This is a genomic window from Bacillus sp. bc15, from assembly GCF_900142585.1.
In the GTDB taxonomy this organism is placed as follows: Bacteria; Bacillota; Bacilli; order Bacillales; family Bacillaceae_G; genus Bacillus_A; species Bacillus_A cereus.
In genome coordinates this window covers 1,736,233-1,757,203 of the sequence record NZ_FRBJ01000001.1, presented here as the reverse complement: position 1 = coordinate 1,757,203, position 20,971 = coordinate 1,736,233, and the positions used below count along the sequence as shown (strand labels likewise).

The following is a 20,971-nucleotide window of genomic DNA, read 5'->3' as shown; positions in this document are numbered from 1 at the left end:
ACAATAGAGAGTAGTAAAAATTGAAAATGAGAAAAAGGAATCTAGTTTTAACAGAGTGAATATTAAATAATATTATAATATACTTGATAATTAAAAGATATAAAATAGAATGGATGTACGTTAAGTGAAACTAGATAAAAGAGGGTTCCTAGTATGTTAAAGAAATGGTTAATCGTTTTCTTTATTTTTGCTGTTTTTTGTGGAAGTGTTGTTACACTAATACATGCAAATAAAGGAAAAAAATATGATACAAAGGCATTTTCTAATGTAAATAGTAAGCAAAAAGATGTTAAGCAGGAAGTTGATGCGAATGAGAAAAAGCGTTATGAAATTGCAGCTGGAAAACTAGATCAGTACTTAAAAGATAAAGGATTTAATGGGAGTGTTCTTGTAGCAAGTAAAGATCATGTCATTTTACGAAAAGGCTACGGTTATGCGAATGTGAAAGATCAAGTATTAACAACGCCAAGAACGAAATATCGCATTGGGTCTATTACGAAAACAGTAGTTGCAATATCTATTATGCAACTAAAAGAAAAAGGGAAGTTGAACATTGAAGACAATGTAAATAAATATATCCCATCGTTTCCAGCAGATAAAAATATTACGTTACGAAACTTGTTAACACATACGTCTGGATTACCAGAACAGGGACAAGGTAGTGTTGACGCAGCATCACGGTTAAAATTAGTAACGTGGATTGGGGCACAAACGTTACAATTTCCAGCAGGGACAGGATGGAAATATACAGATTATAATTATATGGTGCTTGCATATATTGTAGAAAAAATATCGAATAAACCACTTGCTGAATATGTGAAAGAAAATATTTTGACTCCTGTTGAAATGAATGAATCTGGAATGGGCGCAACACTCCCAGAAGATATTTTCTTAGCAGAAGGGTATACGAAAAAAGATAATAAGTTAATAGCCACGCCTCGCTTAAAAATGAACTGGCTGTATGGTTGTGGTGAAATGTATACGACTGTTGAAGATATGAAAAAGTTAGATGAAGCTATTATGGATGGTAAACTACTTTCCAAACAAAGTGTATCAGATATGTTTTCTGCATCACCTGCAAGAAAATATGGATTTAGTTTCTATATTTACCCAGATTATTATCATAACCACGGTGTATTAGCTGGCTGGAACACTTTTAATAATTTTAACTGGGATAAACGAACGTTTGTCATATTATTTTCTAACGTCCAAAATGGTATGAATGATGCATTTAATCAAGAATTTAGGAAAATGGCGAATGATTTAATAGAAGGAAAGTAATTATAAAAAAATCGGTATTGATATGTAATTATCAATACCGATTTTTTTATTTTGTAAAGTTTTACTTACTGAATAAAGTGAAACTTTAATCAGCAGGGCCCCACCTAACTTCTTTGCTTTCGCTGAATTTTGAGGTGGGGGTCTTACTGCCCACAAATGGCGGGATAAATAGGTAAAAAAGGTGATTGGCATTTGAATAAATCTAAATAGGTCGTTAAATGATAAGTAATGCAAAGAACAATTGGTAATTTTTACATTGATAAAAAAGCTTGAGCTTCACACTATGTGAAGCTTTACAGTATTGGAGACAAGAACAGGAGGTTGGAAAAATGAAAAAAGCAATAAAGTTTTGTTTAATAGCTACATTATCTACAACGATTATTAGTGGATGCTCTTTTGAGGGTAACAATGAAAATGTTAAAGGGAAAGAAGGAGAAAAAGTAGAGGTACAGAAAAATGCTGGGAAATATACGATGCCAGATGAAAAAGATAAACATGAAGGTACATGGCTGCAATGGCCACATGAATACACATATGGTGAAGAGTATAAGCAGGAAGTTGAACCTATTTGGGTTAAGATGGCAAGTGCTTTAACTGAGGGTGAGAAAGTTCACATTGTTGCATATGACCAGGAAGAAAAGGAGAGAATCAATAAGCTTTTAACAAATGAAGGGTTAAATATGGAGAAGATTGATTTCTTTATCGCGCCTACTGATGATGTATGGGCAAGGGATAGTGGACCAATTTTTGTTTATGACAGCAATAAAAATCTCAAAATATTAGATCCAGCATTTAATGGTTGGGGGAAGAAAACACCTTATAAAAATGATGCTCAAATACGTAAAAATGTTAGTAAACAATCAGGAATTGAAAGAATTGATTGGGGGAAATTTGTCCTTGAAGGCGGCGCAATTGAATTAGACAGCAATGGGACTGCGTTATTAACTCGAAGTTCGGTAACGAATAAAAATAGAAATCCTGATTTATCAGAAAAGGAAATTGAAAAATATATAAGTGACCTAGGGGTATCAAACTTTATTTGGTTAGACGGAGTACCTAATTTAGATATTACGGACTTTCATATTGATGGATTTGCTAAATTCCATAATAAATCTACCATTGTAACGATGAAAGAAGATGACCTAGCCGAATGGGGTTTATCTAATAAAGATATGGATACATTGTTAGATGCAAAAAATGCTTCAGGACAGAAATATAAGTATGAATACTTGCCGCTTAGTAAAGAAAAGGTTGCTTTAAAGAATGGAAAAACTCTCGATTATAAGGGATCGTATATCAATTATTATATCGGGAATACAGTTGTATTAGTGCCTAATTATAATGACTCGAATGATAAAATCGCAAACGATACGATTCAGAAGTTATACCCAGATCGTAAAGTAGTCGGTATTGATGTGAGAGAGTTGTATAAAAACGGCGGTATGATTCATTGTGTGACACAACAACAACCAATTGCATTGAAGTAATTAATTGTAATTTCGTTGTGCTGCTATATGGACAAAATAGGTGAAATCTTATCTTTACCTATTTTGTCGTTCCTTATTATTTGTAAAAATAAAATTTAAATATGATGATAATTGAATTGTAGTGTATGTTCGCTTTTCGTTTTATATGGTAAAGGAGAAAAATGTTTGTGTTAAAGAATTTTAAAATAGTGTTTTCGTATTTCCCTATCGTTTTACAGTACATTTTAAATGTAGCTTTAATTTGCTTAGGAGTTGTTCTAAGTGTGTTTCTTATGAAAGAAGTCATTCAGTTTATACAAGAACTGAAATTGGATGGTAATGAATCTAGTTATCATTTAATTGATAGTATCGTCGTATTCTTTTTGTACTTTGAATTCATCGTAATGATTATAAAGTATTTTCAAATGAATTTTCATTTTCCATTACGATATTTTATATATATAGGTATAACAGCTATTGTGCGTCTTATTATTATAGATCACGATAGTCCGTTAGATTTATTGTTATATGCCTGTGCAATCTTTGTATTAATTAGTGCGTTATTCATTGCGAATTCTAAAATGATGCGTCGGGATTTAGAATAGTGAACATTTGTTGTTGAATTAAATAAGATATTTTATCTTTTTGCCAAAAAGGAGTAACGGTATTGAAAGAAATAATCTTAACCAGCCTCATAATGATAGGGTTTATGATTCTATTATTTAATTGTATACTTTCGTGATTTAAAAGAATAAAAGGTTAATAGAGAAAGAGGTTTTTGTAAATATGGTTCATTACAATAATCAAAATAGTTTACATTTATAAGTTTTACATTCATAGGTATTGAAGCAATAGGGGTTGAAATTGAAGATCCCTTTGGTCAGGATCCAAATGATCTTCCGCTAGAAGGAATTTGTATAGGAGTAGAAGCGCATTTAGTGAATTTATATAATCAAAACGATCTATTAGAAGTAATGGGTTTGAATCTTGATAAAAAAATCATTTAATCATTTATTGTTGTTTTAAAATATGGTATTTAAAAAACTTGTCAAGAGTCAATTTAAGGCTTAATGTCAGCTTTATATTCTTTATATAAATATATAATATTTCTCCATGCTATAATCCATTCATGAAATATACGCGGTTCATGAGTTGTAATGAAAAGAGAAATGAATTGAGGAATAGTTGGCTTTGTGAAATCAGTTATGTAACTACTATTAAAAAGCGAGGTAAATAATATGGAACAAAAACATAATGGGATTATTTTTACTGCAATACCAGACGAATCGAATGAATATTATCAACCATTTTATGAAGACTTGATTTACTTTAATGAATGTTTAAATGAAAAGAAATCAATTGCGGATCAACTTATATCTTTATCTGTTGAAGAACAAGACTTTCATACGAGCTGTTTTGAGTATGATGATATATGGCTAAGAGATGTTGCACCGGTTGTCACAACTCATCTAGTTAAATTTAAATATAGACCCAATTATTTGCCAGATGATCAGGGGCGATATTTAGATCAACAGTTTAATAAATGGTTGAAAAAGAATGACTTTGAATATGTGAAATCCCCATTAATATTAGATGGTGGTAATCTTATTTGGAATAAAAAAGATACCGTAATATTAACAGAACGTATATTTGATGATAACGATGATTGGACAGAAGAGGAAATTATTGAGCAGTTAGAATGGGATTTAGATGTGAGCCGAGTTATTATTATTCCTGCTGAAGAAGGGGATGTACTAGCACACGCAGACGGAATGGTTAAATTTATTGATGAACATACAATGTTTATTAGTGATTTTTTAGGGGATCATGAATTTAGATATAGTGTTCAAGAGATTATTCAAGAACAAATGCCAGAAGCTGAATTTATAGTTGTTCCTTCATCATATACAGAGAAAGGACAATATGATCAAGAGATAGCATCAGCAAAAGGGTTGTATATAAATATGTTAGAATCATGTGATGCTCTTTATGTTCCTAAGTTTGGACTAGCTAAAGATGAGGAAGTTTTACGATATATTCAACAGTATACGGAGAAGCAAGTTATTCAAATTCATGTAGGAGAAATATCAACAATGGGAGGCGCAATGAATTGTTTAACGTGGTATTGTCCAAGCCATTTGTTACCTTCGAAAATGAGAAGATTGAAAAATCAGAATGAAGATTTTTCAATGAAGAAGATTTTTGATTGGTTTTAATAAATAAGTAATGAAAAGAAAATATATTCAAGGAGTATTGATATGTATACCATCGCTGAGTTTTCTCGGATTTGTAAAATGAGTACGCGGATGTTAAGACATTATGACAAAGAGGAGATATTAAAACCGGCATATGTGAATCCGGTTAATGGGTATAGGTATTATGAACAAGAGCAGCTGGAAGTAGCATTGAAAATAAAAAAGCTAAGGGAGTATAAATTTCCTCTTCCAAAAATTAAAATTGTTTTGCAGTCATCGGATCAAGATTCGTTTGTTCAACATATACAATCACAAATTATCGAGTTGTCTCATGAAGTGAAGCAAAATTTACAGGTTATTTCAGAAATGAATGAAATGGTAATGGTGAATAGTAGTCTAAATATTGCTCGTCATAGAAGTTACGATATATTAATGGGAATGAGGAACGAAGTAACGATAATTACTCAAAGAGTAAAAATAGATATAGATGATATAGATGATTATTTTTATGACTTATATGAAGAGGTACAAAAAAATAACTTTCAAATAGTCGGTTCGCCATCTGCAGTCTTTTATGATGAAGAATATATTCCAAGTAACAGTGATATTGAATTAAGAATCCCGGTTATGCAGGGGAATGATGAAGATGTAGTACAAGAATATGAAATGAAAAAACTAAGTCCACATCAAATCGTTACTACTATGCATTATGGAAGTTACGACTATATAGGTTACGCTTATATAGCGTTAGAAGAATGGGTTGAAAAAAATGGGGATGTAATAGTTAATTCGCCATATGAGGTTTATATAAAGGGACCTGAATGTGATTGTTTAGCAGAAGAGTATGTGACACAAATTTGTTTTTTAGTTACGAAAATAGAATGAGAATAAGGATTGACATTAACATTATGTCAATCCTTATTCTATGTACGAAAGCAATTTATCATAATAAAAAGGCGAAATAAAGAGTCACCTTATAAAGTTGCTACAAGTAAATGAAGATATTCCTGTTGACCTTAACACGATGTCAAAGTATAGACTGTACGTACATTCATATAAGGGGTGAACACGTATGAGAAATATAGAAAATAGTTTGTTTTATATGCCTGCGGAATGGGAGAAACATGAAGGTACATGGCTCCAATGGCCACATGATAAAGCACATAGAGGTGAAGGTTATAGAGCTAAGTTAGATGATATTTGGATATCGATGGCAAAGGAGCTTCACTATGGAGAAAATGTCCATATTGTTGTATGTGATGAAGAAGAGAAAATACATGTCCAATCGAAGTTAATGGAAGCTAATGTAAATATGGATAAAATTGATTTCTTAATTCAAGAAACTGATGATATTTGGATAAGAGATAACGGACCAATCTTTGTAACGGATAAGGAAGGGAATCGCTGCCTAACGCACTGGATATTTAATGGTTGGGGAAATAAATATCCGTACGAAAAAGACGCTAATATTCCGAATAAAATAAGTGAAATGTATCGCATTCCAAAAGTTGAATCTAGTGTCTGTCTAGAGGGCGGGGGAATTGAGATAAACGGAAACGGGACCTTAATGGCGGCGAAAACGTCTATTATAAATGAAAATCGAAATCCCACACTAAGTCAGAAAGAAATTGAAATGGAATTAACGAAATATTTAGGAGTAACGAATTTTATATGGATAACTGGTATACGCGGAGAAGATAATTATGATGAAGATACGGATTATCATATTGATGGCGCGGCACGGTTTGTAAATGAAAATACGATACTGTATGAATATGATCCTTTCGGTGAAGGAGAGCCATACCTTTTGGAGGCGTACGAAAAGCATTATCAAGAATTGCGACAAGCGAAAAATATAGATGGAAAGCCATTTCAGCTCATTCCAGTACCAGTAACAAGAAAAGTGGTAAAAGAAGCAGACTGTAAGGGTTCATATTTGAATTTTTATATTGGTAATGAAGTCGTATTAGTTCCTGTATATGGTGATGAACATGACAAGTTAGGGCTGCAAATTATTGAAGGTCAGTTTCCAGGAAGAAGAATTGTCGGTATTTATGTGAATGAATTGTATGCGTATGGTGGTATGATTCACTGTGTGACGCAGCAGCATATAGAATAGAGTAATTCAAATGAAAAAGCATGCAGAGCATATACTCTGCATGCTTTTTATAATGCTGAAAACTCCTCAACAAGTTGAGTGAATTGTTTCAATGCACTTTCAATCGGTTCTGGCGTAGTTAAATCAACACCAGCTTTTTTCAATAGGTTTAGTGGATAATCAGAACTTCCACCTTTCAGGAATTCAATATAATTTTTCTGAGCATTCGGATCACCGCTTAATAGTTTATCAGCGATTTGAATGGCAGATGCGAATCCAGTTGCATATTTGTATACGTAAAATGGGCGGTAGAAATGAGGGATTCTAGCCCATCCGTATTTTACTTCTTCATCAAATACAAGTGAATCACCGTTATATTCTTTAAATAGTTTTTCATAAATTTCACTGAAGACTTGTGCATTTAATGGTTTACCTTGTTCCGCCATTTCATGTGTGATTTTTTCAAATTCTGCAAACATAATTTGTGTAAAGAAAGTACCTTTGAATTTTTCAATAAAATGGTTAACTAAATGGTTACGCACGTTCGTTTCTTTTGCTTCTTTTAATAAATAGTGAATTAATAACACTTCATTTACTGTAGAAGCGACTTCTGCCACAAAGATAGAATAATGTGCAGAAATTCTTGGTTGGTATCCATGTGAATAGTGCGTATGCATACCGTGCCCGCATTCATGAGTAAGAGTGAACAGGCTATTTAAATCATCGTGATGATTTAAAAGAATGAAAGGATGAACACCATATACACCAAAGTTATAAGCACCAGAACGTTTTCCTGGTGTTTCTCTTACGTCTATATATCGTTTATCTTTAAAACTTTTTAATGTCTCAATATATTCTTCTCCTAAAGGAGCTAGTGATGCAATCATAATGTCAAATGCTTCACTATATGGGATGTCTTGTTTTGCACCTTCTACTAAATCGACGCCTAAGTCGTATTGTCTTAGTTCATCTACGTTTAATTTTTCTTTTCGAATTTCATTGTATGTATGTAATGTTTGAATGTTTTTTTTCGTTGTATCAATAAGGTTTTCATATACTTCTTTCGGAACCATATCGCCAAATAATGATTTCTCTAGCGCTGATGGATAGTTTCTTAGCTTCGAAACGGTAACATTATTTTTAATAGCAGCGGATAAAGTAGATGCGATGGAATTCTTTAACTGAACATATGGTTTGTAATATGCTTTATAAGCTTCTTTACGCTTTTCACGATTCGTATCTTCTATTAACTTTGCATACATTCCGCGTGTTAAGTTCACTTTTTCTCCATCGTCAGTCGTCACTTCACCAAATAATATATCTGCATTGTTTAACATACCAAATGTGTGCTGTGGAGAAGAAAGAGCTTCACCCATCTGTGATAAAATTGCTTCTTGGTCCTTATTCAATACGTGTTTTTTATAACGATATAATTCAAATAAGTCTTCTTTATAATATTGTAAGCCTTCTGTTTCTTCTATGTAAGAATGTAATGTGCTTTCGTCTATGCTAAGTAAGAAGGGGGAAAAGAAAGATTTAGCTGCACTTACTTTCACGTGTAATTGTGATACTTTATCGACAAGAGATTGCGCGTCAGTATCGCGTGTATCAAGGTCAGATTGTAATCGTGCATAAGCGAACATTAAAGATATTATGCTAGAAATTTCTTCACTCTTCGTTAAATAAGCTAATAAACTATTGCCATCGTGAATATTGCCATTAAACTCGTGTAATTCCTTCGTTAATATTTCAATTTTATGAAAATCACTTTCCCAATCTTCAATTGTATGGTAAATGTCTGTTAAATCCCATTTTTCTATATCAGCTACTTGTAATCGATCTTTAAGTTCTGTCATAATCATTTCCTTTCTAAACATGTAGTTATATTTCTATATAACTATGAAATACAACAAATTGCAAAAAATCCCTGCTGAAAATTGAAAAGCCTTGCTAAAATAACAAGGCTTACATACTTATAGTGTAATTCCAAATTTTGAATGTAAAAGGTTTGTAAATTGCATGTCTGTAACGGTTTCTTTCGTTTTTTTACCATTTTTCGCTACTGTAAGGCTATCTTTCGTTAAAGAGGCATGCCCATCTTCAGTTAGTTTTACAATAAGAGGTAGTTTATTAAAGGGTGACCCTTCATGTTCAACGATAATTTTTTGTGCTGTATTTGCTTTTTCTTCATCCACTTCTTCTATATAAAATGCATAGCCTAACGTCCAATCATCAGCAGAAGATTGATCCAAGAACTCATTGTTTTTCCGCATCTCTAAAATGTAGTTTCCCTTTTCGGTCATTTCTTTACGAATACGATAATCTCCTGTAACAGAGTGAATGACTTCACCTGAGAAAGGGACAGGGGCAAGAGGTAAGTATGATCCGAATCCTACTTCAATTAAATAAAGTTCAGTATGATGTGTTAAAACGGTTGCAATATGGCCAGAATCAACAGCCCATATGGAGTTTGTAGCGTTATAAACTGTTCCTGAAACGAGATGAACATCGAATCCAGAATCTTTCAGGAAGTAATACATAGTAGGATTGAGTTCATAACAAAGACCGCCACGGTTATTTACTAAAATTTTCTCTTTCAAATTTTCTTTTGATATTTCTTTAAAATTCTTTTCGAGAATATTTAAGTTTTCAAAAGGAACAGTTTGTGCCATTGTGTACATAATGTTAGATAAATCTTCAAATGAAACTGTGTCTTTTTCTTCTATATATAATCGTGCGAAAAATTGTTTTTGAAAGTCTGTCATAGAAATCCCTCCGTTATGTTTTTATAGGTAAATTGTAAACAATCTTGAATAGGATGTGAAATTAAAACTACGTTGAATATTTGAAGTGAGATTAAAAATAATGTGGGAGAGTGAGAGATTGCTACTTTACTAACGGTGGAACGAATATTATAATAATTCTGATAAACTATGCAAACGCTTTCTTAGAAAGGGATGGTGTACAGATGTTTAAAAGAGTAACAATAGTCGGATTGTCAGTTGTTATGTTTTTACCTAGTATATATGAGGGGAGTAAAGCATATGCAGATACAGTTAACAATGGAACGTTAATGCAGTATTTTGAGTGGTATGCTCCGAATGATGGGGATCATTGGAATCGTTTGCGTACTGATGCTGAAAATTTAGCGCAAAAAGGAATTACATCTGTTTGGATACCACCTGCATATAAAGGAACTACGCAAAATGACGTAGGATATGGAGCATATGATTTATATGATTTGGGGGAATTCAATCAAAAGGGAACAGTGCGGACGAAATATGGGACGAAAGCACAATTGAAGTCTGCAATTGACGCTTTACATAAGAAAAACATCGATGTATACGGTGATGTAGTTATGAATCATAAAGGTGGGGCTGATTATACAGAAACTGTCACAGCAGTTGAGGTAGACCCAAGCAATCGAAATGTTGAAGTATCAGGTGATTATGAAATTAGTGCTTGGACAGGATTTAACTTTCCAGGGCGTGGAGATTCTTATTCTAATTTCAAATGGAAATGGTATCATTTTGACGGAACAGATTGGGATGAAGGAAAGAAATTAAACCGAATTTATAAATTTAGGGGCATAGGTAAAGCGTGGGACTGGGAAGTGTCTAGCGAGAATGGGAATTATGATTATTTGATGTACGCGGATCTTGATTTTGATCATCCAGATGTTGCGAATGAAATGAAAAAATGGGGAACGTGGTATGCGAAGGAATTAAATTTAGATGGCTTTCGTTTAGATGCTGTTAAACATATTGATCATGAATATTTGCGCGATTGGGTAAATCATGTTAGACAGCAAACGGGGAAAGAAATGTTTACAGTAGCTGAATATTGGCAAAATGATATCCAGACTTTAAATAATTATTTAGCGAAGGTCAATTATAATCAATCTGTGTTCGATGCACCACTTCATTATAATTTTCACTATGCTTCAACAGGAAATGGGAATTATGATATGAGAAATATTTTAAAAGGAACGGTAGTTGCGAATCATCCTACACTTGCGGTTACTCTAGTTGAAAATCATGATTCACAGCCTGGTCAGTCATTGGAATCTGTAGTGAGCCCTTGGTTCAAACCGTTGGCATATGCATTTATTTTAACGCGTGCAGAGGGATATCCTTCTGTTTTCTATGGTGATTACTATGGTACAAAAGGAAATAGTAACTATGAAATTCCAGCGTTAAAGGACAAAATTGATCCGATTTTGACGGCACGAAAAAACTTTGCATATGGTACGCAGCGGGATTATTTTGATCATCCAGATGTAATTGGCTGGACAAGAGAAGGTGATAGTGTACATGCTAATTCTGGTTTAGCAACATTAATCTCTGATGGACCAGGAGGGTCAAAGTGGATGGATGTTGGGAAGAATAACGCAGGGGAAGTATGGTACGATATTACGGGTAATCAAACAAATACTGTAACAATTAATAAGGAGGGTTGGGGACAATTCCAAGTAAGTGGAGGATCAGTTTCCATATATGTTCAGCAGTAATTTGGTGATGAAAAAGAAGAGGTAGACTGAAATATAAGTTTTCCTCTTCTTTTTATATTGTGCATATTTATCCCGCTATTTGTGGTCAGTCCGATTGGTGAGGGCTTATTAAAGTTTCACTTTATTTTTCCTGAATCTTTATTGTAATAAAAGAGTTAGTCGACCTTTATAACAACAAGAGAGGCATTGGAGTATATAATGTCACCCGTGGCTTCTCTTATTCGTACTCGAAGAACATCCCCTTGATTTAAAGATAGTAAATCAGTTCTGGCGGATGTAGCTCTTATCCCAGAATCACCACCAACTCGCGTTTCGATTGCGAATTGAATGGAATCGTTTATTGTAAGATTTAATATACTAGACGATATAGCTTGTATTACAAATACAATTGAAAAGGATACAGAGTACACGCCAGTGGTATCAATTGTAATAGAATTATTTAATGGATTTATAGTAGTTCCACTAGCAGGTCCTGGAATGGTAAAATTAACATTTGTATTAACTACTGCTGAAAAACCGATTCCTACTTCAGAAGTTATTGTTCCAAATACGGGAAGGATCCCTAAACCGGTTGCGCCAGTAGGACCAGTTATTCCGATTCCGGTAGGACCTGTACCCCCAGTAGGACCAGTTATTCCGATTCCGGTAGGACCTGTACCCCCAGTAGGACCAGTTATTCCGATTCCGGTAGGACCTGTACCCCCAGAAGGACCAGTTATTCCAATTCCGGTAAAACCTGTCGCACCGGTAGGACCTGTGATTCCAGTAGGTCCGGTGGGTAATGTAAATGGTGGAATTGATGGTAGTGTGGGACCGATTAAATTTGGTTCTAGAGCAGTTCCATGTAAAATACTATATTCTTCACTCATATAGTAAACCTCCTATTATTGCTTGTCATAATTATTAAATGTATCAGGGGAAGGAAATGACATTCGCAATAGCGGAGGCGCTTCTTATAATTTCTCCTCAGCGAATATAGGTCTAATTTAAGAAATATTGAAGTGTAGAGTTGCGTACTACTGAAGTATGGCACCTTTACTTCTCACGTAACATATAGTATGATGATTTCAATAAATTAGATTTCAATGACTATAATATAAATTAATGAGAGGTGCTTTTTGTGAGTGCGGTAGGTACTAAATAGGAAAAATTTAATGAAATAAATCAGATAAGAACAGGGGATTTTTATGTATACCATACCCCTAGCTTTGTCATGGATTTATTTCAATACCTATGAAGATACCTACAATACTTTATAAAGCGTGTAATAAGGGGATTGCCATCTGTTTTTTATGGCTTATTTCCTCATATGTTATTACTCATGCCTTGTAAATGTAAAAGCTGCGGTATCCCCGCAGCTTTTTTGTATATATTTTTAATGTATAAAAATGGTAATTAAATAATGTAGAGCTCATTGGAATCTAATGAGTAGGTATCTTCATTTATGATAAAAATCAATCATAGTGAGGAGAAACAAAATGAATACGATGACTTTTGAAAAGTTACAATATAACGAATTAAAGGATATAGTGAAATCTTATTGTGTAAGTGGATTAGGTAAGGAATTAGTAAACAAATTAGAGCCGAGTACGAGTATAAAAGTAGTGAGAAATCGCTTGAATGAAACGACAGAAGCACGAGCTATATTAGATGCAGAAGGGCATGTTCCTTTCTTCGGCATTTCTAATATTGCTAGTACAATTCAAAAATTAGAAAAAGGGATGATTTTAGATCCAGAAGAATTAGTAAGTGTTTCAGATTTTTTACGTGGGTGTAGAAAGATTAAAAAGTTTATGTTAGATAAAGAATTTTTTGCACCAGTATTAGCTTCTTATGCAAATTCAATGACTGAATATAAAAGTATTGAAGAGGAAATTAACTTTTCAATTAAAGGAAATAGTATTGATGTAGCTGCAAGTAAAGAGTTAAAACGAATTCGAAATAATATCGATTCTGTAGATGGGAAAATAAAAGAACGTTTAACGAAGTTTTTAAATAGTAGTGCAAATAAGAAATTCATTCAGGAATTCTTTATTAGTAAAAAGGATGACCGTTATACGATTCCAATTAAATCTTCCTATAAAAATCAAGTTGCTGGAAGTATTATTGAAGCCTCGGCAAAAGGTTCTACTGTATTTATAGAACCGCATACGGTTACGAAATTGAATGCAGAATTAGCAGGTTTGAAAGCAGATGAAGCGGTTGAAGAGTATCAGATTTTAGCGACTTTATCAGGAATGGTGTTAGAAAACATTTATAGTATAAAGATTAACATGGAGCTAATTAGTCAGTATGATATGGTATTTGCGAAAGCGAAGTTTAGTAAATCGATTGATGGAATAGAACCAAAGTTAAACGATCATGGCTACATTCATTTAGTGAATTGTAAGCATCCGCTTTTAACAGGGCAAGTTGTACCGTTACATTTTAAAATTGGTCAAGAGTATCGTAGTTTAATTATTACAGGGCCGAATGCGGGCGGAAAGACAATTGTGTTAAAAACGATTGGATTGTTAACATTAGCTACAATGTCAGGTCTTCATATTGCAGGAGATAAAGGTACAGAAATCGCTATTTTCGAAAATGTATTCGTAGATATTGGTGATAATCAAAGTATTGAAAATGCACTAAGTACATTTTCGTCTCATATGAAAAATCTTTCTGAGATTATGAGGATGTCAAATAATAATACGTTACTTTTATTTGATGAAATAGGGAGCGGTACAGAACCAAATGAAGGTGCAGCACTTGCAATTTCTATTTTAGAAGAGTTGTACTTTGCGGGATGTATTACCGTTGCGAGTACGCATTACGGAGAAATTAAACGATTCTCAGAAATGCATGATGACTTTATGAATGCAGCGATGCAGTTTAATAGTGAAACGCTAGAGCCGCTTTATAAATTAGTTATCGGAAAATCAGGAGAAAGTAATGCACTTTGGATTGCGAATAAAATGAGCGTAAAAGAACATGTACTGAAAAGAGCGAAAGAGTATATGGGAAATAAAGAGTACGCTTTAGAAAAAGTGAATGAAAGTAAAATTAGAAAACCGAAATTTGTACAAGAAAAAAGAGAATCTCATTATGAGTACAAAATCGGCGATCGTGTTAATTTATTGGATCATGATGATTTTGGTATCATCTATAAGGAAAAAGATAATTTTTATAACGTTGTTGTATATTATAACGGTGAATTCGTTGAAGTAAATGTAAAACGTATTACTTTAGAAGTAGCAGCGAAGGAGTTATATCCAGAAGGATACGATTTAAATACACTATTTGTTGATTATAAAGAAAGAAAAATGCAACACGATATTGAGCGCGGATCGAAAAAAGCACTACGTAAAATTCAAAAAGAAATAAGAAAGAATAGAGGATAAGTTAAAATGGTAACGATTAGACAAGAACAAAAAAATGATTATAGAAAAACAGAAGAAGTCATAAAAGAAGCATTTTTAAAGGAAGAATTTAGTGATAAAACAGAACATGAACTTGTAAAACGTATTAGAGAATGTGACGCGTTTGTTCCAGAGTTATCAATTGTTGCGGTAGATGAAGATATAGTTGGTCACATTATGTTATCGAAAATTACAATAGAACAAGATGGAACTTCTGTAGAATCGTTAGCACTTGCACCAGTTTCAGTTGCTAGGGGTCATCAGAAAAAAGGAATTGGTGGAAAACTGATTGTAGCTGCATTAGAAAAAGCGAAAGAACGTGGATACGGATCAGTTGTAGTATTGGGACATCCAGAGTACTACCCGAAATTTGGTTTTAAGAAAGCAAGTGAGTGGAATATAAAAGCACCGTTTGAAGTGCCTGAAGAGGTATTTATGATAATGGAATTAACAGAAAATTCTCTTCGAGGTGTAGAAGGAATTGTACAATATTCGAGTGCTTTTGCTGAGTAGGAGTAACGGTTAAGAAATGTAATCATAAAAGATGCTATCTTTTTGTATGGATATACAGAAAGATAGCTTTTTTTATTAAGCGGATCTACTGACGTATATTTTGCTCAATGAATAATTGAGGTGGTAAAATTGATATAGAAACGTAAAGGGAGAGAATGAAATGAATAAGCGAGAAACAGATAGCAATGAGAATGCAGTTACGTTATATGTTACAAGACACGGTAAAACAATATTAAATACGAATCATCGCGCGCAAGGTTGGGCTGATTCTCCATTAGTAGAAAAAGGTGTTGAAGTTGCCACAAATTTAGGAACAGGATTAAAAGATATTCATTTTATGAATGCGTATAGTAGTGATAGCGGCCGAGCGATTGAAACTGCTAATTTAGTATTAAAATATAGTGAGCAATCAAAATTAAAACTTGAGCAAAGAAAAGATTTGCGAGAATTAAATTTCGGTATTTTTGAAGGTGAAAAACTTGAGAATATGTGGGAGGTGGTTGGAAAAGCTGCAGGCGTTGCATCACCAGAAGAACTTATGAAGTTTTCTATTCAAGAAGTGATTAATCTTATTAGAGTAGCAGATCCTACAAAACAGGCGGAAGATTGGGAATTATTTTCTACTCGTATAAAAGCTGAGATAGATAAAATTAGTGAAGAAGCTGCTGGAAATGGTGGCGGTAACGTTTTAGTTGTCGTTCATGGGCTTTTGATTACTACCTTAATAGAAATGTTAGACAGTAGCAGAACAAAACTTGGGGTGGAAAATGCTAGTGTGACGAAGATTGTATATCAAGATGGAACATATACAGTCGAGTCGGTTGGAGATATGAGTTATGTTGCAAAAGGGAAAGAAAGTGTGGAAATATAATTAAATCTCAAATAGAAATAAGAAAAGGAAGGTAGAGAAATCTAGCTTCCTTTTCATTTTGTGAATTATGGGATTAATAAAATCTTCCCTGTGCTTTTACGACTCTCTAATAATTCATGAGCAAGAGCACCGTCTTGTAAAGAGAATGTAGTAGGATTTGAAATGTTTAATTTTCCAGTTGCGATCCAATCGAATAATTGAGTAGATCGTTTTTTACGTTCTTCATAAGTGGTAAGAACGTTCCAAAGGTCTCCGCCAGTTAAAGTTTTTGAAGTATCCATAAGCATACGTGGATCAACTGGAGCAGGATTACCACCAGCCATTCCGTAAAATACGACAGTACCGCCAATTTTAGTAGCGTTAAAACTTTCCCCTAATGTAGAACCTACTGATTCATACACAACATTTACTCCAGTTCCATTAGTCATTTCAAGTACTTTCGTATGCCATTCTTCGTTATATAAAAATACGTGATCGGCACCAGCTAATGTAGCTATCTTTGCTTTTTCTTTTGATGATGTAAGACCAATTACTGTTCCGCCCTGTAGTTTAATCATTTGAATAAGAAGTTGACCGACGCCACCAGCTGCAGCGTGTACTAAAGCTATATCACCTTGTTTTAGTTGATAGCTATCGTGCGTTAAATAATGTGCAGTTAATCCTTGTAATAAGACAGAAGCGGCTGTTTCAAAAGAAATAGAATCTGGTAGTGGGATTACTTTTTCAGATGGAACGGCAACTAGTTCTGCATTTGCAAATGGGACGTCCGCAAATGCAATACGGTCTCCTAGGTTGATAGTAGTAACGTCAGCTCCTACTTTTTCAACAATTCCAGCTCCTTCATAACCTAATACATAAGGCGGATTGCCAGCAAGATGATAATCGCCGCGGCGTCTATAAATATCAGCGAAGTTTAATCCGATTGCTTTCGTGCGGACAAGAATTTCATTTGGACTTATGATTGGATCGTGTATTTCTTTATAGTGTAGAACATTAGCGTCTCCGAATGTTTCGAAACAAAGTGCTTTCATATGGAATACCTCCATTTATATTGTTTATAGATGTTCTTTATCATACAATACAAATATCAATAGACAAAGAGGATTATTTCGATGGAATCAATCGAAAATATCGATTGAAAAGAGGGATGATAAATGGAAATAAAACAGTTAATTACATTTAAAGTAGCGGCACATACTTTGAACTTTACACAAACTGCGAAGAAATTAAACTTTGCCCAATCGAGCGTTACAGCACAAATTAAAACATTAGAGGCTGAGCTCGGTACACCACTATTTGAGAGATTAGGGAAACGTCTTTTCTTAACTGAAGCAGGTAGGAAGTTTCAACTATATGCCGACAAGATGATTGCACTCAGTAACGAAGCGAAAATGGCTGTGAAAGATGATGAAGAAATAGCAGGTACGTTAATAATTGGTGCACAAGAAAGTCAATGTACATACAGACTGCCTTCTATATTAAAGAAGTTTAAAGCACAATTTCCTCAAATAAAACTTATATTTAAACCAGCACACTCCAATAAAGATGCGAAGGAACAATTGATGGAGGGGAAAGTAGATCTTGCATTTATTTTGGACGAATGTAAAACAGAAGATGTTTTACATGTGGAACCACTTATGAAAGAAGAATTAAAAGTAGTAGCTGCTCCTACGCATCGTTTACTTGAACAACCTTCAGTTTCTATAAAAGATTTAGAGAGTGAAACACTTTTACTAACAGAATTAGGCTGCTCGTATCGGACTTTATTTGAAGAGCTATTTCGCTGGGAAGATGTATATCCAGCAAATAAAATTGAATTTGTTAGTGTTGAAGCAATTAAACAATGTGTTATTGCAGATTTAGGTATAGCCGTTTTACCAGCGATAGTAGTAGAAAAAGATATACGGGAAGGGACGTTAAAGGAGTTGATGTTAAACGAAACAATCTCTCCGATTTATACGCAAATCGCTTGGCATAAAGACAAATGGATGACAGTGCCACTGCGACAATTTATTGATGTAACGAGGGAGTTTTTTACAACAGATTAAGTGGAGAAATATTTATTTTATATAAAAGAAAAAATGGCAATTTTGTATAAAGAACCGATGCTTGAATATAACAAGTATCGGTTCTTTTATGTTTTAAATATAGAATGCTATAAAATGTGTATTTCTCAACTTTTTTTCTTACAAGGATAAGTAAAATTCTTCGTATATTCCAATAATCATAAGAGAATTTACAACGTTTATTCGTTTCTGTAAGATGCCTCTAGGAAGTGTGAAAGGAGGACTTACATAGCGGTATAGCTTGTCTTTAGTATACGTACTTATTGTGAGGAGGAATTTAAAATGTTTAAAAAGTTAATGAAAGTATGCGTGTTAAGTGCGGCAAGTATAGGTGTATTATTTAGTTTTCAAGGAAGTACATTTGCAGCTACTGATTTAAGTAGTTATTATGACGGGAAAAATCCAGCAACAACGAAAGTATACGGGGGAAGTACGACGTGTGATGCAGATGGATTTAATGCAAAATCTACAGCTGTATATGAAGGTAGTAAAAAAGTAGGGACAGTGTATTTACGTTACAGTAATAAATGTCATGCAGCATGGGCTAAGTTTGTTTTAGATCAACCAGCACCAGCTGTTTCGGGAGGAGTGTACGCGTACGCTGTTGTGAATAAATACAAAAATGGTGTATTCCAAAAATCAGTTACTTCTAATCAGGGGAACGGCACAATAAAAACAGGTCAAACGAGCACTTATACAGGAATGGTATTTGATTTAACTGCTGATTTCGGATACACAGCAGATGCTGAAGCAGTTACGTTTAATAACGGTTACGGGAAAACAGCACGTTATTAATAAAGGAGTGAAATGATATGAAACTTTTAAAAAAGACGAGTGCATGTTTATTGCTATCTTTACTCGTTGTAACTAGTATGTTTAGCGCGACTAATAGCGATAAAGTATACGCAGAAGACCATTCATATGATGGGAAAAGTCCTTATTATAACAGCTGTGATCAATCTGCAGTAACGAAAGAAAAGAAGTGGATTGATTCAAATTCTTATGTGGAATTAAAATTTAGCACGACGTGTAAGACAGCGTGGGCAAAAGTTACTGTAACTCGCCTGGCAGTTTATAATAACGAAGCTGATGCAAGGATTGTTAGAAAAACAGATGGAAAGGCATACACTTGTGGAAGTGCTGGAGGAAATGGTGTTGTAAATAAAGGGCAAACATCATGCTATACGCCAATGGTATATGACTTAGATCCAAGAAAGGCACAAGCGCAGGGGAAACATGCAATACCAAATAGTGATGCATATAATTATGCTGAGACTATTTGGTATTGATGAGGATATGGAGATTGTAAGATAGAATATTTTAAGAGCATGTTTTGATTGTATTTCAAAATATGCTCGATTTGTATTCATTCTAATTTTTTCGGTAATCATGGACCATTGAATTAACTAAGGTCTGTATCAGGAGGATTGTATCCAAGGTGACGAGCCATAGATACAATTTGTCCTTTATGGTGAAATTCATGCGTCTCCGTATGAGTTAAAAGCCATAGCGGAGTTGTGCTCCAAGGTTCTTTTTGCCATTTCACTTCATTTGCTATATTTTCGAGCCAACGGTCATTGTATTCATCTAAAAAACGTTGTACAGTTTCGTCTACTAACTTAAATCTAGCACGGACTTTTTCCACATCTGCATGCTCAATTTCGTAATCGCTAGCAAATGAAAAATCTGCTCTTTTTTGCTTGAATGCGAATGATCCAAGCCAGTATTGATAGCAATCGGCTACATGAATATGAGTCTTTATAATGCTACCGCTTCCGAAATTAGGAACTGTGCTATGTAATTTTTCTACTGGGATTTCTTCCAAAAACGAAAATAGAGTTTCTCTTGTAGAGCTAATAAGATTATATTGTTGTTTTAAAATATGTAACATGCAAGTACACTCCTCTTTTATTTACATAGTAAGTAATTCTATATTTACGAGGAGTGAACCTTTTTATTATTTTTAATAAGCATATTAGATGTATTTCTTATTTGTTTCTGATAGATTAAACAAGGTGAAACTTTAATAAGTTGAACATTATTAGTTCATAATAAATTGTACATCAAGAAGGGGAACGATAAAATGAATAGACTAGTGGGTTTAAAACAATTTGAAATAACGCGCGGGGCGTTACTTAAATTTATGGAAACGTTAGATGATAAAACTGCGGATACGCAGCCAGAGGGTTTTAACAATACAATTCGTTGGCATATCGGTCACGTGTTAACAGCAGCAGAAGTTTTCATGTTTGGAAAAGAATTCAAACAATTACCAACTGAATATCCAGGTATGTTTGGGTATGGATCACGACCATCTAAATGGAAAACAGAAGGACCATCGTTAGAAGTGTTAACGGCTCAATTAAAAGAACAAGCAAAACGTATTAACGAAATTCCAGCAGAAGCATTTGAAAATAAACTGCCAGAGCCATTCCTAGGATTGGAAACAGTAGGGGAGCTTTACGGTATGATGCTTTATCATGAAGCTGATCATATTGGGCAAATGAAAGCGATGGAACGTATTATTAAAGCTCTTTAGTCTTAATTGCATATAACAAGCGATACAGTTGTAA

Annotated in this window: 19 protein-coding genes and 1 pseudogene; 15 read left to right on the top strand and 5 right to left on the bottom strand. The window is 33.9% G+C overall.

Translation table 11 applies throughout. The annotated features are described in order from the left end of the window. Nucleotides 1–153 precede the first annotated feature (153 nt). The 7 genes and pseudogenes from BUA87_RS08955 to BUA87_RS08925 all read left to right on the top strand — a co-directional run bounded on the left by BUA87_RS08955 (nt 154) and on the right by BUA87_RS08925 (nt 7,061). Nucleotides 154–1,281, top strand: a complete 1,128-nt coding sequence (locus BUA87_RS08955) for a serine hydrolase domain-containing protein (protein ID WP_000915203.1) — start codon at nt 154–156, stop codon at nt 1,279–1,281. Nucleotides 1,282–1,610: 329 nt separating this feature from the next. Next, the gene (locus BUA87_RS08950; RefSeq protein WP_072939257.1) at nt 1,611–2,768 is read left to right on the top strand and encodes an agmatine deiminase family protein; all 1,158 of its coding nucleotides are present in this window, start codon (nt 1,611–1,613) and stop codon (nt 2,766–2,768) included. A gap of 167 nt (nt 2,769–2,935) precedes the next feature. Further along, nucleotides 2,936–3,352: a phosphate-starvation-inducible protein PsiE gene (gene psiE, locus BUA87_RS08945; RefSeq protein ID WP_000916570.1), complete on the top strand. Its 417-nt coding sequence runs from the start codon at nt 2,936–2,938 to the stop codon at nt 3,350–3,352. 210 nt (nt 3,353–3,562) lie between these two features. Next, a pseudogene (locus BUA87_RS08940) lies at nt 3,563–3,754 on the top strand (bestrophin family ion channel); the annotation flags it as partial. Between the two features lie 231 nt (nt 3,755–3,985). Next, a complete protein-coding gene (locus tag BUA87_RS08935) occupies nt 3,986–4,963 on the top strand; it encodes an agmatine deiminase family protein (protein ID WP_000435524.1) in 978 nt (325 codons plus the stop codon). Nucleotides 4,964–5,005: 42 nt separating this feature from the next. Continuing rightward, the gene (locus BUA87_RS08930; RefSeq protein WP_072939254.1) at nt 5,006–5,827 is read left to right on the top strand and encodes a MerR family transcriptional regulator; all 822 of its coding nucleotides are present in this window, start codon (nt 5,006–5,008) and stop codon (nt 5,825–5,827) included. A 187-nt stretch (nt 5,828–6,014) separates the two neighbouring features. Next, complete coding sequence (locus BUA87_RS08925; protein ID WP_001244187.1) at nt 6,015–7,061, top strand: agmatine deiminase family protein; 1,047 nt, start codon at nt 6,015–6,017, stop codon at nt 7,059–7,061. A gap of 47 nt (nt 7,062–7,108) precedes the next feature. Here BUA87_RS08925 and pepF read toward each other — a convergent pair whose 3' ends face one another. Both pepF and BUA87_RS08915 read right to left on the bottom strand, forming a co-directional pair. Beyond that, nucleotides 7,109–8,896, bottom strand: coding sequence for an oligoendopeptidase F (gene pepF / locus BUA87_RS08920; protein ID WP_072939251.1), 1,788 nt, complete (start codon nt 8,894–8,896; stop codon nt 7,109–7,111). A gap of 117 nt (nt 8,897–9,013) precedes the next feature. Further along, entirely contained in the window at nt 9,014–9,805 is a 792-nt protein-coding gene (locus BUA87_RS08915; protein ID WP_072939247.1) for an arylamine N-acetyltransferase family protein, read from the bottom strand. Between the two features lie 203 nt (nt 9,806–10,008). On the opposite strand from BUA87_RS08915, the gene amyS reads away from it, so the two are divergent. Further along, nucleotides 10,009–11,550 (top strand): alpha-amylase, encoded by a 1,542-nt coding sequence (gene amyS, locus BUA87_RS08910; RefSeq protein WP_072939243.1) that lies wholly within the window; start codon nt 10,009–10,011, stop codon nt 11,548–11,550. Between the two features lie 155 nt (nt 11,551–11,705). Here amyS and BUA87_RS08905 read toward each other — a convergent pair whose 3' ends face one another. Beyond that, a complete protein-coding gene (locus BUA87_RS08905; RefSeq protein ID WP_072939240.1) occupies nt 11,706–12,419 on the bottom strand; it encodes an exosporium leader peptide-containing protein in 714 nt (237 codons plus the stop codon). A gap of 609 nt (nt 12,420–13,028) precedes the next feature. Between BUA87_RS08905 and BUA87_RS08900 the strand changes: the two genes are divergently transcribed. The 3 genes from BUA87_RS08900 to BUA87_RS08890 all read left to right on the top strand — a co-directional run bounded on the left by BUA87_RS08900 (nt 13,029) and on the right by BUA87_RS08890 (nt 16,332). Beyond that, nucleotides 13,029–14,930: an endonuclease MutS2 gene (locus BUA87_RS08900; protein ID WP_072939237.1), complete on the top strand. Its 1,902-nt coding sequence runs from the start codon at nt 13,029–13,031 to the stop codon at nt 14,928–14,930. Between the two features lie 6 nt (nt 14,931–14,936). Then, nucleotides 14,937–15,461: a GNAT family N-acetyltransferase gene (locus tag BUA87_RS08895; RefSeq protein ID WP_072939234.1), complete on the top strand. Its 525-nt coding sequence runs from the start codon at nt 14,937–14,939 to the stop codon at nt 15,459–15,461. 160 nt (nt 15,462–15,621) lie between these two features. Beyond that, entirely contained in the window at nt 15,622–16,332 is a 711-nt protein-coding gene (locus BUA87_RS08890) for a histidine phosphatase family protein (protein ID WP_072939231.1), read from the top strand. A gap of 65 nt (nt 16,333–16,397) precedes the next feature. Here the strand turns inward: BUA87_RS08890 and BUA87_RS08885 are convergent, their stop codons facing one another. After that, nucleotides 16,398–17,363 (bottom strand): quinone oxidoreductase family protein, encoded by a 966-nt coding sequence (locus tag BUA87_RS08885; RefSeq protein WP_072939227.1) that lies wholly within the window; start codon nt 17,361–17,363, stop codon nt 16,398–16,400. A gap of 123 nt (nt 17,364–17,486) precedes the next feature. On the opposite strand from BUA87_RS08885, the gene BUA87_RS08880 reads away from it, so the two are divergent. From BUA87_RS08880 to BUA87_RS08870, 3 genes are all read left to right on the top strand, one after another. Further along, nucleotides 17,487–18,380 (top strand): LysR family transcriptional regulator, encoded by an 894-nt coding sequence (locus BUA87_RS08880; protein WP_072939218.1) that lies wholly within the window; start codon nt 17,487–17,489, stop codon nt 18,378–18,380. A gap of 300 nt (nt 18,381–18,680) precedes the next feature. After that, nucleotides 18,681–19,193: a YjfA family protein gene (locus BUA87_RS08875; protein WP_000473732.1), complete on the top strand. Its 513-nt coding sequence runs from the start codon at nt 18,681–18,683 to the stop codon at nt 19,191–19,193. 17 nt (nt 19,194–19,210) lie between these two features. Further along, nucleotides 19,211–19,687 (top strand): DUF2690 domain-containing protein, encoded by a 477-nt coding sequence (locus BUA87_RS08870; RefSeq protein WP_000771159.1) that lies wholly within the window; start codon nt 19,211–19,213, stop codon nt 19,685–19,687. Between the two features lie 113 nt (nt 19,688–19,800). Here the strand turns inward: BUA87_RS08870 and BUA87_RS08865 are convergent, their stop codons facing one another. Beyond that, nucleotides 19,801–20,289 (bottom strand): DinB family protein, encoded by a 489-nt coding sequence (locus tag BUA87_RS08865; RefSeq protein ID WP_000902401.1) that lies wholly within the window; start codon nt 20,287–20,289, stop codon nt 19,801–19,803. A 192-nt stretch (nt 20,290–20,481) separates the two neighbouring features. Here BUA87_RS08865 and BUA87_RS08860 point away from each other — a divergent pair, with 192 nt between their 5' ends. Beyond that, on the top strand, nt 20,482–20,937 hold the full coding sequence (locus tag BUA87_RS08860) for a DinB family protein (protein ID WP_001081119.1): 456 nt from the start codon (nt 20,482–20,484) through the stop codon (nt 20,935–20,937). Nucleotides 20,938–20,971 lie beyond the last annotated feature (34 nt).

Excerpts from the sequence above, each read along its gene's own strand:
- BUA87_RS08955 (WP_000915203.1), top strand. The coding sequence starts at position 154 with ATGTTAAAGAAATGGTTAATCGTTTTCTTTATTTTTGCTGTTTTTTGT.
- BUA87_RS08950 (WP_072939257.1), top strand. The coding sequence starts at position 1,611 with ATGAAAAAAGCAATAAAGTTTTGTTTAATAGCTACATTATCTACAACG.
- BUA87_RS08935 (WP_000435524.1), top strand. The coding sequence starts at position 3,986 with ATGGAACAAAAACATAATGGGATTATTTTTACTGCAATACCAGACGAA.
- BUA87_RS08930 (WP_072939254.1), top strand. The coding sequence starts at position 5,006 with ATGTATACCATCGCTGAGTTTTCTCGGATTTGTAAAATGAGTACGCGG.
- BUA87_RS08925 (WP_001244187.1), top strand. The coding sequence starts at position 6,015 with ATGAGAAATATAGAAAATAGTTTGTTTTATATGCCTGCGGAATGGGAG.
- pepF (WP_072939251.1), bottom strand. The coding sequence starts at position 8,896 with ATGACAGAACTTAAAGATCGATTACAAGTAGCTGATATAGAAAAATGG.
- BUA87_RS08915 (WP_072939247.1), bottom strand. The coding sequence starts at position 9,805 with ATGACAGACTTTCAAAAACAATTTTTCGCACGATTATATATAGAAGAA.
- amyS (WP_072939243.1), top strand. The coding sequence starts at position 10,009 with ATGTTTAAAAGAGTAACAATAGTCGGATTGTCAGTTGTTATGTTTTTA.
- BUA87_RS08905 (WP_072939240.1), bottom strand. The coding sequence starts at position 12,419 with ATGAGTGAAGAATATAGTATTTTACATGGAACTGCTCTAGAACCAAAT.
- BUA87_RS08900 (WP_072939237.1), top strand. The coding sequence starts at position 13,029 with ATGAATACGATGACTTTTGAAAAGTTACAATATAACGAATTAAAGGAT.
- BUA87_RS08895 (WP_072939234.1), top strand. The coding sequence starts at position 14,937 with ATGGTAACGATTAGACAAGAACAAAAAAATGATTATAGAAAAACAGAA.
- BUA87_RS08890 (WP_072939231.1), top strand. The coding sequence starts at position 15,622 with ATGAATAAGCGAGAAACAGATAGCAATGAGAATGCAGTTACGTTATAT.
- BUA87_RS08885 (WP_072939227.1), bottom strand. The coding sequence starts at position 17,363 with ATGAAAGCACTTTGTTTCGAAACATTCGGAGACGCTAATGTTCTACAC.
- BUA87_RS08880 (WP_072939218.1), top strand. The coding sequence starts at position 17,487 with ATGGAAATAAAACAGTTAATTACATTTAAAGTAGCGGCACATACTTTG.
- BUA87_RS08875 (WP_000473732.1), top strand. The coding sequence starts at position 18,681 with ATGTTTAAAAAGTTAATGAAAGTATGCGTGTTAAGTGCGGCAAGTATA.
- BUA87_RS08870 (WP_000771159.1), top strand. The coding sequence starts at position 19,211 with ATGAAACTTTTAAAAAAGACGAGTGCATGTTTATTGCTATCTTTACTC.
- BUA87_RS08865 (WP_000902401.1), bottom strand. The coding sequence starts at position 20,289 with ATGTTACATATTTTAAAACAACAATATAATCTTATTAGCTCTACAAGA.
- BUA87_RS08860 (WP_001081119.1), top strand. The coding sequence starts at position 20,482 with ATGAATAGACTAGTGGGTTTAAAACAATTTGAAATAACGCGCGGGGCG.